The organism is Streptomyces sp. TG1A-8, assembly GCF_030499535.1.
Lineage (GTDB): Bacteria > Actinomycetota > Actinomycetes > Streptomycetales > Streptomycetaceae > Streptomyces.
In genome coordinates this window covers 6,571,091-6,585,129 of the sequence record NZ_JASTLB010000001.1, presented here as the reverse complement: position 1 = coordinate 6,585,129, position 14,039 = coordinate 6,571,091, and the positions used below count along the sequence as shown (strand labels likewise).

At 75.2% G+C, this 14,039-nt stretch carries 13 protein-coding genes and 1 pseudogene; 3 read left to right on the top strand and 11 right to left on the bottom strand.

All coding sequences use genetic code 11. The features are described 5' to 3' along the window. Nucleotides 1-23 precede the first annotated feature (23 nt). Genes QQY24_RS29190 through QQY24_RS29180 form a run of 3 tightly spaced genes read right to left on the bottom strand, consistent with a single transcriptional unit; the run spans nucleotide 24 to nucleotide 3,045 of the window. Nucleotides 24-407, bottom strand: coding sequence for an STAS domain-containing protein (locus QQY24_RS29190; RefSeq protein WP_301975702.1), 384 nt, complete (start codon nucleotides 405-407; stop codon nucleotides 24-26). Continuing rightward, nucleotides 404-1,489 (bottom strand): B12-binding domain-containing protein, encoded by a 1,086-nt coding sequence (locus tag QQY24_RS29185; protein ID WP_301975701.1) that lies wholly within the window; start codon nucleotides 1,487-1,489, stop codon nucleotides 404-406. Before QQY24_RS29185 ends, QQY24_RS29190 begins: the two co-directional genes overlap by 4 nt. Beyond that, nucleotides 1,486-3,045, bottom strand: coding sequence for a PP2C family protein-serine/threonine phosphatase (locus tag QQY24_RS29180; RefSeq protein ID WP_301975700.1), 1,560 nt, complete (start codon nucleotides 3,043-3,045; stop codon nucleotides 1,486-1,488). The genes QQY24_RS29185 and QQY24_RS29180 overlap by 4 nt, the downstream gene beginning before the upstream one ends. Nucleotides 3,046-3,399: 354 nt before the next feature. Between QQY24_RS29180 and QQY24_RS29175 the strand changes: the two genes are divergently transcribed. Further along, on the top strand, nucleotides 3,400-4,245 hold the full coding sequence (locus tag QQY24_RS29175; RefSeq protein ID WP_301975699.1) for a DUF1206 domain-containing protein: 846 nt from the start codon (nucleotides 3,400-3,402) through the stop codon (nucleotides 4,243-4,245). A 60-nt stretch (nucleotides 4,246-4,305) separates the two neighbouring features. Here QQY24_RS29175 and QQY24_RS29170 read toward each other — a convergent pair whose 3' ends face one another. From QQY24_RS29170 to QQY24_RS29140, 7 genes and pseudogenes are all read right to left on the bottom strand, one after another. Continuing rightward, nucleotides 4,306-4,665 (bottom strand): STAS domain-containing protein, encoded by a 360-nt coding sequence (locus QQY24_RS29170; RefSeq protein ID WP_301975698.1) that lies wholly within the window; start codon nucleotides 4,663-4,665, stop codon nucleotides 4,306-4,308. A 55-nt stretch (nucleotides 4,666-4,720) separates the two neighbouring features. Further along, nucleotides 4,721-5,566 (bottom strand): oxygenase MpaB family protein, encoded by an 846-nt coding sequence (locus tag QQY24_RS29165; protein WP_301975697.1) that lies wholly within the window; start codon nucleotides 5,564-5,566, stop codon nucleotides 4,721-4,723. 47 nt (nucleotides 5,567-5,613) lie between these two features. Continuing rightward, the gene (locus tag QQY24_RS29160; protein ID WP_301975696.1) at nucleotides 5,614-6,102 is read right to left on the bottom strand and encodes an MSMEG_6728 family protein; all 489 of its coding nucleotides are present in this window, start codon (nucleotides 6,100-6,102) and stop codon (nucleotides 5,614-5,616) included. A gap of 100 nt (nucleotides 6,103-6,202) precedes the next feature. Continuing rightward, nucleotides 6,203-7,084: an SDR family oxidoreductase gene (locus QQY24_RS29155; RefSeq protein WP_301975695.1), complete on the bottom strand. Its 882-nt coding sequence runs from the start codon at nucleotides 7,082-7,084 to the stop codon at nucleotides 6,203-6,205. A 91-nt stretch (nucleotides 7,085-7,175) separates the two neighbouring features. After that, nucleotides 7,176-7,610, bottom strand: a pseudogene (locus QQY24_RS29150) (hypothetical protein); the annotation flags it as partial. Nucleotides 7,611-7,694: 84 nt separating this feature from the next. Continuing rightward, nucleotides 7,695-9,314 carry an NAD(P)/FAD-dependent oxidoreductase gene (locus QQY24_RS29145; protein WP_301975694.1) on the bottom strand — a complete coding sequence of 540 codons (1,620 nt, stop codon included), beginning with the start codon at nucleotides 9,312-9,314 and terminating at the stop codon, nucleotides 7,695-7,697. Further along, a complete protein-coding gene (locus QQY24_RS29140) occupies nucleotides 9,307-9,813 on the bottom strand; it encodes an SRPBCC family protein (protein ID WP_301975693.1) in 507 nt (168 codons plus the stop codon). Before QQY24_RS29140 ends, QQY24_RS29145 begins: the two co-directional genes overlap by 8 nt. Before the next feature lie 192 nt (nucleotides 9,814-10,005). Here QQY24_RS29140 and QQY24_RS29135 point away from each other — a divergent pair, with 192 nt between their 5' ends. Together QQY24_RS29135 and QQY24_RS29130 are read left to right on the top strand one after the other, a co-directional pair. Next, on the top strand, nucleotides 10,006-11,064 hold the full coding sequence (locus tag QQY24_RS29135; RefSeq protein ID WP_301975692.1) for a YihY/virulence factor BrkB family protein: 1,059 nt from the start codon (nucleotides 10,006-10,008) through the stop codon (nucleotides 11,062-11,064). Between the two features lie 289 nt (nucleotides 11,065-11,353). Beyond that, complete coding sequence (locus QQY24_RS29130; protein ID WP_301975691.1) at nucleotides 11,354-12,583, top strand: cytochrome P450; 1,230 nt, start codon at nucleotides 11,354-11,356, stop codon at nucleotides 12,581-12,583. A 183-nt stretch (nucleotides 12,584-12,766) separates the two neighbouring features. Here the strand turns inward: QQY24_RS29130 and QQY24_RS29125 are convergent, their stop codons facing one another. Then, on the bottom strand, nucleotides 12,767-14,002 hold the full coding sequence (locus QQY24_RS29125) for a cytochrome P450 (RefSeq protein WP_301975690.1): 1,236 nt from the start codon (nucleotides 14,000-14,002) through the stop codon (nucleotides 12,767-12,769). Nucleotides 14,003-14,039 lie beyond the last annotated feature (37 nt).

Genomic DNA, 14,039 nt, shown 5'->3' with positions numbered 1-14,039 from the left:
GGCCGGGGCGCGGGGCGGCCCGGTCAGGTGGCGCCCGCCCGCCGGGCGTCCTCGTCCTCGCCGCGGGCGGGGGCCACGGGCGCGGTGAGGTGGTCGAGGACGCCCGTGAGACGCAACCGGTGCTGCAGGAAGCCGGGGAGGTGGTCCAGGCGCAGGGCGGCTCCGGCGGCACTGGTGCGCCGGTGGACCAGCAGCAGGGCGGAGAGCCCCGAGGAGTCGATCCACGTCAGGTCGCGGAAGTCGAGCCGCACCTCGTGCAGGCCCGGGTGGCCCCCGAGGTGGTCGACGACCGCGTGCACCAGGTCGTCACCGGTGTCGTAGCCGACCTCCCCGGTGATGTGCACGGTCAGTGCGGTCGGCTCGCCGACGAGCCGCAGGGCGAATTCGTTGATTGGCTGTGCGGTCATACGCCGTGGGTGTCGGGGGCGGGGTGGGCGGAGCGGGCGCGCAGGACGGCCGTCCCGTCCCGGATCAGGTGCAGGGAGCGGGGGAAGTCGTGCAGCTGGCCGGCCAGGGAGTCCAGTGCGCCCAGCAGGGAGCGCGCCGGCACCTTCCGCGCCTTGAGGATGCCGGCCCTCCAGCCGAGGAAGCCGGTGAAGACCTGGGCGTCGTCCACGTAGAGGGCGGTGGTGAGGAAGCCGATGACGTGGGCCACGTCCTCGGCGGTCCGCTCCCGCTGGGCGTCGCTGTAGCCGCGGATGGCGGGAAACGATTCCTCCAGGTCCGCGAGGGTCTGCTTCACCAGCCGGCCGCGGGAGTGGACGACCAGGGTGTACTCCTGGTCGGCCAGGTGCGGCAGGTCGTCCATCACCTGCCGCACCGCCGTCGGTGCGGGCCGCGGGAGACCGGCTTCGAGCACGGCGGCCGCGCCGCGGGCGTCGGCGGCCCAGCGGTCGGCCCCCAGCGCCCGTGCGTACCGGCCGTCTGCGCCGAAGGCCCGGCCCCCGGCCAGCACGGGGACGCCGATGGCCCGGCAGGCGGTGATGGCCGTGTGCGCCGTCGGCAGGTGGGTGGGCAGGGAGCCCGACAGCAGCACGGCCTGCGGATCGGTGTGGTGCAGGTGGGCGATCAGGTGCGGTGTGGGCGTCTGGGCGCCGAGGTAGTCGACCCGCCAACCGCGCGTGCGCAGCACCTCGGTGACCAGCCGGGCGGGGAAGGCGTGCCATTCCCCGTCCACGCAGCTGACGGTCAGCCGCCCGCGGTGACCGGCGCCGCCCTCGCCCTCCCGGTCCCGGTGCGCGAGCGCGGCGACGACCCGCTCGTTGATGGCGGTGGCGGCGTGCTCCTGGGCGACGGTGAGGCGGTCGGCCGCCCATTCCAGTCCGGCCTTCTCCTGCACCCGGGCGATCACGTCGAGCAGGAGGCTCTCCTCGTCGATCCCCTCGTCCAGCGCGTCGCGGACGGCATCGACGGCGGCGTACTCGTCGCCGGCGGTCACCGCCTCCCACAGCCGTTCGCGGTGCGTCGCAACCGTGACGGAGCGGGTCACCTTCTCCTCCTGGACTGCGCGTGGCGGACGTGCCCGTCGACGATCGAGAGCCGGCCGGCCTTCGGGGCGCCGATGGCGAGGGCCGCCATGTCGTCGTGACAGCCCGGTCCCAGCCACTGCGCCGCGAGCATCTGGACGCGTTCCACGACCGCCTCCGCCGGCATGCCGACGCACTCGGCCAGCACGCGCCCGAGGCGGGCCTCCCCGAAGAACTCGTCGCCCAGCGGGCCGCCGCGGGCCTCGGTGATGCCGTCGGTGTAGAGCAGGCATGTCTCGCCGGGGGCGAGGGTCGTCTCGACCGTGCGCGCCGGCACCGCCGGCAGGGCGCCGACCAGGGTGCCCTGCACGGGGACCGTCTCGATGTCGCCGCTGCGGCGGACGATCAGCGGCGGCAGGTGGCCGGCCCCGGTCAGCCGCAGGTGCACCCGGCCGGCCCGCCGGCGCACCGAGGCCAGCACGAGCGTGGCGAAGCGGGTGTGGTGGGAGCTGAGCAGGGCGCCGTTGAGCAGTTCCAGGATCCGCTGGTGGTCGGCGGCCAGGGGCAGCAGCGCGTGCAGCGTGTTGCGGATCTTGCCGGTCAGCACGGCGGCGTCCAGTCCCTTGCCCGCGACGTCGCCGAGCACGACGAAGGTCTCCTGGGCGGGATCGGCACCGGGGTGGAGGTCGTAGAAGTCGCCGCCGATCCGTTCGTGGTCCAGGGCGGGGCGGTAGCCCGCCGCGTACTCCACGCCGTGCACGCCGCGCAGCACGGGCGGGAGCAGTTCGCGCATCAGCGTGGTGGTGATGGCGGCCTGTTCGGTGTACAGGCGGGCCGCGGACAGGGCGGACCCCGCCCGTGCGGCGAACAGGCGGGCGAACACCTCCTCGCCCTCGGAGAAGGACCGCTCGGTGCTGGAGCGCAGCAGGACCAGCGCGCCGGCCGGCACGCCGTGCCCGGGTAGCGGGGCGACGATGACCGAGCCGACCGGGCCCGCGGACGCCTCCGGCAGCAGCCAGTCGGGAAGGTCGTCGGGGTTGATCCAGCGTGCCGGGACCGGGGGGAGCCCCTGCAGTGCCTCGGCGAGACCGGGCACGCCGCCGGGGTCGATGGCCCGCGTCACCTGGGTGACGGGCATGCCGCGCCGGGCGTAGGTCAGGGGGTAGCGCCGTCCGTGCGGCGGAGCGACGAGCACCGCGGTGTCGGCCAGGTGCTCCGCGGCCATGGACGCGGCCACCTCCGTGCAGCGGGGCACGTTCAGGGTCGACAGGAGCCTGCTGGAGACCTCGGCCAGGACGTTCGACCGCTCCTGGGCGCTGTGCAGCGCCTTCTCGGCGAGGCGCCGGTCGGTGTCGTCGACCAGCCACCACACCACGTCGCCGCCGGTGGACGGGGAGGGGTGGGCTTCGAAGACGCGTTCGTCGATGACTCCGGCCAGCGGGCCGGCCGAGGTGCTGCGCAGTCCGTGGGCGATGTGCCGGTGGGCGTCGGACAGCCAGGCCGGGACGACGTCGTGGAGCCGGTCGCCGCTGGATGCGCCCGGCAGGAGGGACCGCGCGGCCTCGTTGACCTGGATCACGCCACCGTGCCGGTCGACGACCAGGACGGGACAGGGGGCGCTGCCCCACGTCGCCCCGACACTGGCCGAGGCGTCGCGGGAGTCTGCCGGGGAACCTCGGAGAGCACACACAAGCGGAGGCACGCGTCGTGCGCACCCCACCACCTTCCTGTACTGGAAAATAGGTGTCGTACGGCAACAGTTGCGCATCCGTCCACCAGAAGCAAGCGCCTCCGTCGGACGGCCGCCCCCGCCCCGGGCGCCGTGCACCGCCGCCCGGCGGTCCGGCCGGCGCGGGAACCGCGCCGCCGCCGGCCGCGGAGCGGCCGGCGCTCGAACAGGTGTCGGGCGCGGGTGCGGGGGCATCGGCGAGGTATGGATGCACAGTCAGTGGCACTGGCAGGGCGGGGCGGGGCCCGCCGCGCGGCCGACAGCACGGCGATGGCCGTCGCGGCCCGGGCGGGTTTCGCGGCCCGCGGACTGATCTACGTACTCGTGGGCGTCATCGCCCTGCAGATCGCCTTCGGCGGTGACAGCGGCGGTGAGCAGGCCGACCGCGGAGGTGCCCTCGGCGAGCTGGCCGCCAAGCCGCTGGGCTCGGTGATGCTGTGGACCGTCGGGGTCGCGCTCGCCGGCATGGCGCTGTGGCGGCTGTCGGAGGCGGTGTTCGGCGGGGTCGGCCCGGACGGCGGGAAGCCCCGCAAGCGGGCGGCGGCGGCGGCCCGCTTCGTCTTCTACGCCTTCGTCTCCTACTCGGTGCTCTCCTACGCGGCCGGGCACCGGGGCAGCGGCAGCGGATCCTCCGACCGGCAGACCGACGACGTCACCGCCATGGTCCTGAAGTGGCCGGGCGGGGAGTGGATCGTCGGGGTCGCCGGTGCCGCCGTGGTGGCCGCCGGACTGTGGATCGCGGTGCGGGCGGCGCGGAAGAAGTTCCGCAAGAAGCTGCGGACCGGGGCCATGTCGCACCGGGCCCGGCAAGTCACCGACTTCTTCGGGGTGACGGGCGGCACGGCGCGGGGCGTCGTCTTCGCCGTCGCCGGCGTGTTCGCGATCGTCGCCGCCGTCCAGCACCGGCCGGGCAAGGCCAAGGGCATGGACGACACGCTGCGTTCCTTCCGCGACCTGCCCGCCGGTCCCTGGCTGCTCGCCCTGATCGCGTTCGGCCTGGCCGCGTTCGGCGTCTTCTCCTGGTGCAACGCGCGCTGGCGCGAGGTCTGACGCGGACCGTGCCGCGCGCAGCCGGCGGTCCCGCTGCCCCTCCTGCGGCCGGACCGCCGCTCAGGGCCCGTTCGCCCGCAGGACCCGGTCGCGGGAGTCGGCGACGCGGAAGTGCGCCAGGGTGCCGCTGACCGTGAACAGGCGGGTGATGTTCTCCTGCAGCGGCCCCGCGATCACCAGGCCGCGGCCGTCGGCTTCGTGGCGCTGCCGGGCGTCGAGCAGGGCGCTGAGCAGCTGGCTGTCACCGAAGCTGACGCCGGACAGGTCCACCAGGGTGGTGGGCAGGCCCGCCTCGTCGGCCTCGGCCCAGGCGGCCCTGAGGAGATCGCACTCGTCGTAGTCGATCTCTCCGCACACCGTGATCTCGAAGATCCGATCGTGCCGCGCCACCTGCACCGTTGCCTCGGACTCCCACCGCATTGCGCCATCCTGGCACCCCGGGCCCCCGTAATTCCAGGCCGCCCGCGACCGGGGCCTACCCCGGCGGGGTCATCGCCCAGCGGATGGTCCGGGTGAGCAGGCGCCCGGCCGGGTGCACCGCCGTCTCCTCGACGAGCGGGACGCGCGGCAGGCGCAGCAGGACGCGGGCCCACGGGGGCAGGAGCGTCACGGCGTTGGCGGCCAGCGCGGCGTACGCGGGCCGGACGGCGAGCGGCAGCGGCGGTTCGAGCAGCAGGAAGCGGGCCGCCGCGCGCGCCTCGGGGGTGGCCCGGCACTCGGGGCGGTAGGCGGCCAGCCGCTCGGACAGGGCGTGCCGGTCGCGCGGCGGATCGGTCGCGCCGAGGGCCTCGGCGACCCGTGCGGTGTCGGCGACGTAGCCGTCGTGGCCGTCGGCGTCGAGGGGACGGGCGCCGTACCGGTCGTGGGCGCGCAGGAAGCACTCCGCCTCGGCGGCGTGGACCCAGCCGAGCAGGTGGGGATCGGCCGCGTGGTACGGCTCCCCGCCGGGGGCCGTTCCCCGCACCTTCTCGTGGATCGCGCGGACCCGGTCGACGGCCGCCTGGGCGTCGCCCGCGGTGCCGTACGTCGTCACGGCCAGGAAGGTGCTGGTGCGCTGCAGCCGGCCCCAGGGGTCCCCGCGGTAGCCCGAGTGGGCGGCGACCGCCGCCATGGCGAGCGGGTGCAGGGACTGCAGCAGGAGGGCGGCGACCCCGCCGATGAACATGGAGGCGTCACCGTGGACGGTGCGGATGGGCCGTTCCGGCCCGAACCAGCGCGGACCGGGCGTGTCGTGGATCCGGGCACGGACCGCCGGCCCGTCGGGGCCCGCCACCCGGCGGAAGAGCAGTGCGCCCAGGTGGGTGCGTACGTCCGGCAGCATGGTCGTCTCCCGTCTCTCGCCTCTCCCGCCCCTCGGGTCCCCCGCCGTCACGGGCCGGCGGGCATCCCACCGGCTTCCCGGTCCGACGAGGGCCACACATAGGGCAGGTCGTCCGGTACCCCCGGGAACCGCTCGGCGTAGGTGTCGGGGTCCTTGCGGACCAGCGCCGACCGGTGGCTGAGGTGGAAGGCCCCGTCGCCCAGCCACGGCGGCAGTTCCCCGGCGGCGGCGAGCGCGGACTGGGCGCGCACGGGAGCGCCCGGGTGCGCCGCGGCGAAGTCGGCGACGAGCGAGGCCGCGCAGCTGTCCTGGTGCCCCAGGTCCCGCCAGACGTGGCAGACCTCCAGGCCGTAGCGGACCAGCGCCTCCTCGTACCCCGTCCACATGCGCACGGCGGGGTGCCGGCGCCAGCCGTATCCCGGCACGGTCAGCCCGCGCAGGACCTGGAGGGCTTCGACCCGCTGCTTGCCCAGGCGGCGCCGGTCCAGGAGCAGGCCGGAGCGCCGGAAGTCGGGGTCGGGCAGGAAGGTCTGCATGGAAGGGGACCACTCTCCTCGGACGGTCTCGGGTCTTCGGGCTCAGGTGCCGGACGGGGCGGACGACGGGTCCGGCGGCCCCGGGCCGGCCGCCCGCCGCTCAGGGGTGGCGCGCCGCCGCCGCGCCGTCCGCCCGTCCGCCCGCGCCGAGCAGGCCGGTGGGCAGGAAGGTCCCCTCCGCCTCCAGCCGGGACAGCTCGCGGCGGGACACCCGCGGGACCACGGCGGGCAGGGCCCCGCGCACCGGTTGCGCCAGCCGCAGCCAGGCCGGTGTGTACACGGCCGTACGGCGCCGTTCCAGACCGCGCACGATCCGCGCGGCGACCGTGTCGACGGGGGTCACCCGCCGCGCGGGGGGCGGCATGTGGGCGCGCAGTTCCCGCAGGACGGCGTGCCGGTCGGCGTCGCGGATCATGTCGGTGTCCGTCCAGTTCAGGTAGGCGATGCCCACGGCGACGCCGCGGTGGGCCACCTCGGCCCGCAGTGCGTGCGCGAAGGCCTCGGCACCGGCCTTGGAGGCGCAGTAGGCGCTCATCATGGGCGCGTGGCCGATGGCCGCCAGGGAGGTTATCTGCAGGTAGTAGCCGGCCGTGGCCACCAGGTCGGGCAGGAAGGCGCGCGCCGTCTGGGCGCTGCCCGTCAGGTTCACGTCGATCACGCGGCGCCAGGTGCCGGGATCGGAGGCGGCGAACGGGCCGCCCTCCGCGACGCCGGCGTTCGCGATCACGGCCGAGGACGGCCCGAGGCGCTCGCGCACCTCGTCCGCGGCGGCCCTGAGCGCCGAGGGATCGGTGACGTCGGCCCCGATCGCGAGGGCCCTGCCGGGCAGCCCGGAGGCGACCTCCTCCAGCAGGGGTTTCTCGTGGCCCAGGAGCACCGGGACGGCGCCGCGCCCGGCGACCTCGCGCGCGAGCGCGGCGCCCAGCCCGCGCGCGGCACCGGTCACCACGACCGTCCGGTCGCGCAGAGGGTTGTCCCGCATGCCTGCGCCTTCCTTCCCGTGGGCGGCGCGGGCCCTCGGTGGCCGCGCCGCCGGTGTTCGTGTCCGGGCGGGGATCAGCTCCCCCGGCCGGGGGCCGGGCCTCGTGACCGGGGCGGCCGTGCGTGCGGCGGGCTTCCTTCATCTCGGCCTCGTACAGGTGGTCGCGGCCCCGGGCCAGCTCGTCCACGGCGCTGCGCTCCAGGTTTTGGAACGGGCGGTAGTAGGTGTGGTTGTAGGCCTCGACGATCTGGAACGTCCAGTGGCCCGGGATGACGTTGCGGCCCAGGACCTCCGACTGGACCTTGTCCGCCCACTCGGGGTGCCCGGCCTCGCGCAGGAGCCGCACCGCACGGTCCAGTTCGAGGTCGGCCGTGCCGGTCAGCTGGTGGAACTCGTAGAGGTGGCCGCGGGCCCGTTCGGTCGTCTCCAGTGCCTTCGACAGCGATCCCAGGGCCTCCACGGTGGCGTCGCTGACGCCGTCCGGGCGCCGGTGCCGTGCGTCGGGGCCGTCCTGGTGGTCGTTCATGCCGCTCCTTGCCGGTGTCGTGTGCTTCGTGGTTCTCTTCCCGCCGCCGCCTCGCCGGGGCCGCGCGGTCGCCGGAACGGGTGGTCAGCGTTTGCGTCCGGTGCGGTCACGGCGGCTCAGGAAGCGCTGTGCGTGCGCCAGGACGGGTGCCCGGTGTCCGCGCAGCGCGGCCCGTGCGGCGTTGGCGCCGGGAGCGCCGTGCACGCCTCCGCCGGGGTGGGCGCCCGCGGAGGCGAGGAAGAGCCCGGGGACGGAGGTCTCCGGGCGTCCGGTGCCCGGTACCGGACGGAAGACGAGCTGCTGGTGGATGGCGGTCGTGCCGCCGTTGAGGGCGCCGCCGAAGAGGTTGGCGTCGAGTCGCTGCAGGGTCGGCGGGGCCAGGACGCGCCGGGCGCGGATGCGGGACCGGAACCCGGGGGCGAAGCGTTCGACCTGGCGTTCGACCCGGTCCGCCATGCGTTCCTGGTCCGCGGGTCCCCAGTTCCCGGTGATGCCCTCCCCGCCGGCGTCCTCGCGGATCTCGTGCGGGACGTGGGTGTAGGCCCAGGCGGACTCGGTGCCCGCGGGTGAGCGGGTGGTGTCGGACGTGGTCATCTGCCCGAACAGCGCGAAAGGACGGTCCGGTACCTGGTGCATGGCGATCTGCGCGGCGAAGCGGGTCAGCTCGTCCGTGCCGTCGGCCAGGTGGACGGTCCCGGCCCGGCCGGCCTCCTCGGTCCGCCACGGCACCGGGCCGTCGAGCGCCCAGTCGACCTTGAAGGTGGCGAAGTCCCACTGGAAGCGCCGCAGGTCCTCCAGCGCCTGGCCCGGCAGGTGCTCGGGGTCGAGGAGGTCGCGGTACAGGGCGGGCACCGCGACGTCGGCCAGTACGGCGCGCCGGGCGGCCACCGCGTCCCCGCCCGCCGTGCGGACGCCCACGGCCCGGCCGCCGCGGACGACGACCCGTTCGACTCGCTGTCCGCAGCGCACCTCTGCGCCGCGGGCGCGCAGCCGCCGCACCAGCGCGTCGGTCAGCGCGCCGGAACCGCCGACGGGCACGGGGAAGCCGTAGGTCTGGCCGAGCATCGACATCAGCCAGCCGAAGCCGCCGCTGCCCGCCGCCTCGGGGGCGAGGTCGGCGTGCAGCGCGTTGCCCGCCAGCAGCAGCCGGCCGCCCTCGCCGTCGAACTCCTCCTCCCCCAGCCGCCGCACCGGCAGCACCAGGGACCGCGCCAGGCGCAGGCCGCCGCCGGTGCGCAGCCGCAGGGCCAGTCGTGCCGCCGCCCGGACCGGCGGAAAAGGCGTGAACAGGACGCCGAGGACGTCGCGGCGCACGTTCTGCCAGACCTCGAACAGACGGCGCCAGGCCGCTCCGTCACCCGGCGCGAAGGCGTCGAGGGAGGCGGCCGTGGTGTCGATGCGCCGGTCCAGCACCGCGCACCTGCCGTCGGTCAGCGGGTGGGCCAGCACGTGCGGGGCGTGGCTCCAGCGCAGTCCGTGCTCCTCCAGGCGGAGCGCGGACAGCAGGGGGGAGGCCGCCGCGAGCGGATAGAAGGAACTGAAGAGGTCGTTGACGTAGTCGGGGTGGACGCCCCGGTCGTGCCGGACGGCACCGCCGGGCTCGGGCTGCTCCTCCAGCACCTGGACGCTCCATCCGGCGTCGGCGAGGACGTTGGCCGCCACCAGCCCGTTGGGTCCCGCCCCGATGACCACGGCGTCAGGCATGGCCGGCCCCGCCCGCGCCGGCGGTCCGCGCAGACGGGCCCCGGCGCGCCTCCCTCCGCCCCTCCCGCGGGGGTTCCTCGCAGACGTGGGCGAGCCGGGCGAGCATGGCCCGGTGGCGCAGGCGGATCAGCGCTTCGAACCCCATGTTGTGCAGGGTGCCGCCCGCTCCCTGCAGCGGGTGCTCGTCGACCCGGACCAGGGAGTGCTCACCCCATTCGCGCACCTCGATGGAGATGCGGGCGGTGCCGAGCGGGCCCGCCTTGGCCTCCAGCTCCAGCAGGGAGCCGGCCCGGCAACTGCGCACGACGGTCTCGTTGCCGACCTGGAACGGGCCCATCCGGATCCGGTAGGCGATCGAGGCCCCCTTCTGCGGCCACCGGCCGCGCAGCTCGCGGGACGAGGCGGTGCCGACCACCCACTCCGCGTACCGGTCGCCGTCGGCGAGGACCTCCCACACCCTGGCCGGACTGGCCTTGATCAAGCGATGCCGAACCGCCACCTGGGACTTCCTTTCGCACCCGCCGGCCCTGTCCGCCGTCGAGTGCCCTGGTGGCGCCCGCCCCAACCCTGCGCGGTGCGGTGGCGGACGGGCCGGTCGGGGAGGGTGAGGGGCGGGCCGCCGCGCGCCCCGGGCGGACGTGCGTGCCGGGCGGACGTGCGTGCCCGGACGCATCCGGGATATCCGGAGCGCATGGCGAAGCTGCACCTTCCCGGCCGAAGCGAGCACGACCACGGTGACCGGACGCCCCGGGTCCCGGCGCCCGGGGAGGTCGGGCCCGGCCCGGAGGTCGAGCGGCACGCGCCCGGCACGCCGGTCCAGCTGCCCCGGCGGGCCTGGAAGAAGGTACTGAAGGGCAGTGTGCGCGAGTTCGTGGACGACGAGCTGACCGACCGCGCCGCGGCGCTCACCTACTACGGGGTGCTGTCCCTCTTCCCGGCGCTGCTGGTCCTCGTGTCCCTGCTCGGCATCAGCGGGGAGTCCGCCACCGACAAGGTGCTGACCGGCCTCGAACGCCTGACCCCGGGCTCCGTCCGGGACATCCTCACCCGTGCGGTCGAACAGCTGCAGGGCAACGCCGGCACCGGTTCGGTCATGGCGGTCGTCGGCATCCTGCTCGCCGTCTGGTCGGCCTCGGGCTACGTGGCGGCGTTCATCCGCGCGGCGAACGCGGTGTACGACATGCCGGAGGGGCGTCCGGCCTGGAAGGTCCTGCCGGTCCGCCTCGGCCTGACGGTCGCCCTGATGGTGCTGGCCGTGATCAGCTCCTTGATCGTGGTGTTCACCGGCGGCCTGGCCCGGCGGGCGGGCTCCGCCCTCGGTGTGGGGGACACCGCGCTGGCGGTGTGGTCCGTCGCGAAGTGGCCGGTGCTGGTGGTGCTGGTCACGATGATGATCGCCCTGCTGTACTGGGCGAGCCCCAACGCCAAGGTGAAGGGGCTGCGCTGGATCACCCCCGGCAGCCTGCTGGCGCTGCTGGTCTGGACGGCCGCCTCCGCCGGGTTCGCGCTCTACGTCTCCCACTTCGCGTCGTACAACAAGACCTACGGCACCATGGCCGGCGTCATCGTCTTCCTGGTGTGGCTGTGGATCGGCAACCTGGCGATCCTGCTGGGCCTGGAATTCGACGCGGAGGTGGCGCGGCAGCGGGCCGTCGCCGGCGGCCTGCCGCCGGACACCGAGCCGTACACCGAACCCCGGGACACCCGCGCGTGGAACGAGGAGGACGTGCGCCGGGTCGAGGGCGGCTGACCCCGGGCGCGGTCCGGCCGGCCCGGCGGCGTCCCGCCCGCGGCCCCCTCCGGCGTGCGGGCCGTCCCGGGCTGCGGCAGGCTACGGACAGAGGCCGAGAAGGGACGGAGCGTGGCCGGGCGCACGGTCCGGCGGCCGGGCCGCACGGCCCCGCCGCACGGCCCGTGCCGCAGTCGCCCGGCGACGGGCCCCGCCCGCGACCACTGGCGGGGCACCGGAGCCGGTGCCCGGCACCGCTCGTCCCCGGCTCCGTTACCGGACCGTCCGGGACCTTCGGGAGTGATGCGACATGACCTTGGACTCCGCGCCCTCGGTGCCCGACGACCTGCCGGTGAGGGCCTGGCCGGTCAACGACCTGCCCGCCCTGGACCCCGACCCCTTCCTGGACGAACTGCTGCGCGACGAGCCCGTGGCCCGCATCGCGCTGCCCCACGGCTCCGGCTGCGCCTGGCTGGTCACCCGGTACGAGGACGTCCGCTTCGTCACCTCCGACCCGCGCTTCTCCCGCGAGGAGGTCGTCGGGCGCCCGGTGACCAGCATGGCGCCGCAGGCCGTGGCGTCGCAGACGGCGGGGCTGCAGTACATCGACCCGCCGCGGCACACCCGGTTGCGCCGGGTCGTGGCGCGCGCGTTCACCGCCCGGAGCATGAACCGGCTGCGGCCGGTGGCGGAGCGCACGGCCCGGCGGATGCTCGACGGCATGGAGCAGGCCGGTCCGCCGGCCGACCTCATGGAGCACCTGCACACCCCTTTCCCCATCGCGGTCGTCTGCGCCTTCCTCGGGGCCGACGAGGAGGACTGGCACCGCTGGGCCGGGAACTCCGAAGCCCTGCTGTCCAAGGCCGCGGACCGCGGGGAACGGCTCCTGGAGGCACGCGCGGTGACGCGCGGCCAGATCGTGGAGCTCCTGCGACGGCGGCGCGAGGAACCCCGCGAGGACCTCGCGGGCGTGCTCGCCCGGGCCGCCGCGACCGGCGAGATCACCGACGACGAGGCCATCTCGCTGGCCATGGCCGTCTACGTCAGCGGCGGGCACGCGGTCCGCAACAACAGCGGCTCGATGATGTACACCCTGCTGACGCACCCGGACCACACCGAGCGGCTGCGCCGCGAGCCGGACCTGCTCCCCCGCGCCGTGGAGGAGCTCTTCCGCTTCGTCCCCCACCGCAACGGGGTGGGCATCCCCCGCATCGCCACCGAGGACGTCGTGGTCCGCGGCCGTCTGATCCGCAAGGGCGAGGCCGTCTACAACGCGTACGTCGCCGCCAACCGTGATCCCGAGGTCTTCCCCGAACCCGACGTGCTGGACTTCGACCGGGACGGGGCCGGGCACGTCGCCTTCGGGCACGGCCCCCACTTCTGCCTGGCCGCCCTGATGGCGCGGATGGAGGCGGAGGTGATGATCCGGGCCGTGCTCGACCGCTTCCCCGGCCTGCGCCTAGCGGTCGCGCCCGAGGAGGTCGAGTTCCAGCGGGAGGGCCTGATCCGCGGGCCGAGGTCCCTGCCCGTGGCCTGGTAGGGGCGCGGGCCGCACGGCGCGTGCCCGCGTCCCCGTCACCACGACGGCCCGCCCGCCGAGCACGTCGAGGCCGACGGCGGAGGCCGCCACCCCGGCCGCCACGCCGCCGACGGGTTCGCCGGCCTCCCGCTCCCGGTCCGCCCACCGGGAGCGGGACGAGGCGGCCGGTGTCCGGCCGCCCGTTCAGGACTCCGCGGGGCGCAGCACGACGGGCAGCGACCGGTATCCGTTGAGCATGAACGTCGGCAGGGGCGCCAGCTCCCCGGGAGCGCAGGCGAGTCGAACGTCCGGGAACAGGCCGAAGAGCTCGGCGAGGGCGGAGGTCGCCTCTATCTCACCGAGCGGTGCGCCGAGGCAGCGGTGCGGGCCGTGGCCGAAGCCTATGAGGTCCCGGTCGCGGCGCAGCAGGTCGAAGCGGGAGGCGTCCGGCCCGTGCCGGTCGGTCTCGTGGCCGCCGGCCGCGAAGTTGACCAGGATGCACTCGCCCTTGCGGATCGTGACCCCGTCGAGGTCGATGTCCTCCACCGCGAAGCGCAGCGGCGAGTACGCCCCGGGGGTGTGCATCCGCATGGTCTCGGCGACGACGTCCGCCCAGGTCGCGCGGCCCGCGCGCAGGTGCTCCAGCTGCTCGGGGTGGGTCAGCAGGGCGCCGGCCGCGTTGGTGATGAGCGTGGCGGTGGTGTCCTGGCCGGCGGCGATGAACATGAACAGGGAACCGAGCAGTTCGTCCTCGGTGAGGCGGTCGTCGTGGTCGCGGGCCGCGATCAGCGAGCTGGTGAGGTCGTCACCCGGCCGCTCCCGCTTCGCCTTCACCAGTGCGGTGAGCCGCCCGAAGGCCTCCATGCGGGCGGCCTCCATCTCCTGCGCGGAGACGGTGGAGCTGAACACGGTGCTCAGCGCCGAGGAGAGGGCGTCCGTCTCGGCACCCTGCGGTACGCCGAACAGCTCGCATACGACCCGCAGCGGCAGCACTTCGGCGTAGGCGGTGCGCAGGTCGACCGGGGTGCCGGGCGGCAGCGCCGCCAGTGTGCCGAGCAGTTCGGCCGACAGTTCCTCGACGCGCGGGCGCAGCGCTTCGGAGCGCCGCGCGGTGAAGGCGCCGGCCACCAGGCGGCGCAGCCGGGTGTGGTGCTCCCCGTAGGCGAAGAGCATGTTCTCGTTCACCACCCACGGGTAGAGCGGCCACTCCTCGGTGATCCTGCCCTCGATGAACGCCGGCCAGTGCAGGCGGGCGCTGCGGGAGACCCGCGGATCGGTCAGCAGCCGTTCCACACAGGCCTGCCGGACGACGGCCCAGGCGATCACCCCTCCGGGCAGTTCGACCCGGACCGCGGGGCCCCGGGCGCGCAGCAGCGCGGCCTCCCCGGTGTGGTCCCGGCCCGTGAGGTCCAAGGCGTAGGGGCATGCGGTCGTTTCCATCGATGTGCTCCCTGGGTCGGTCCTGCATCACGGTGGT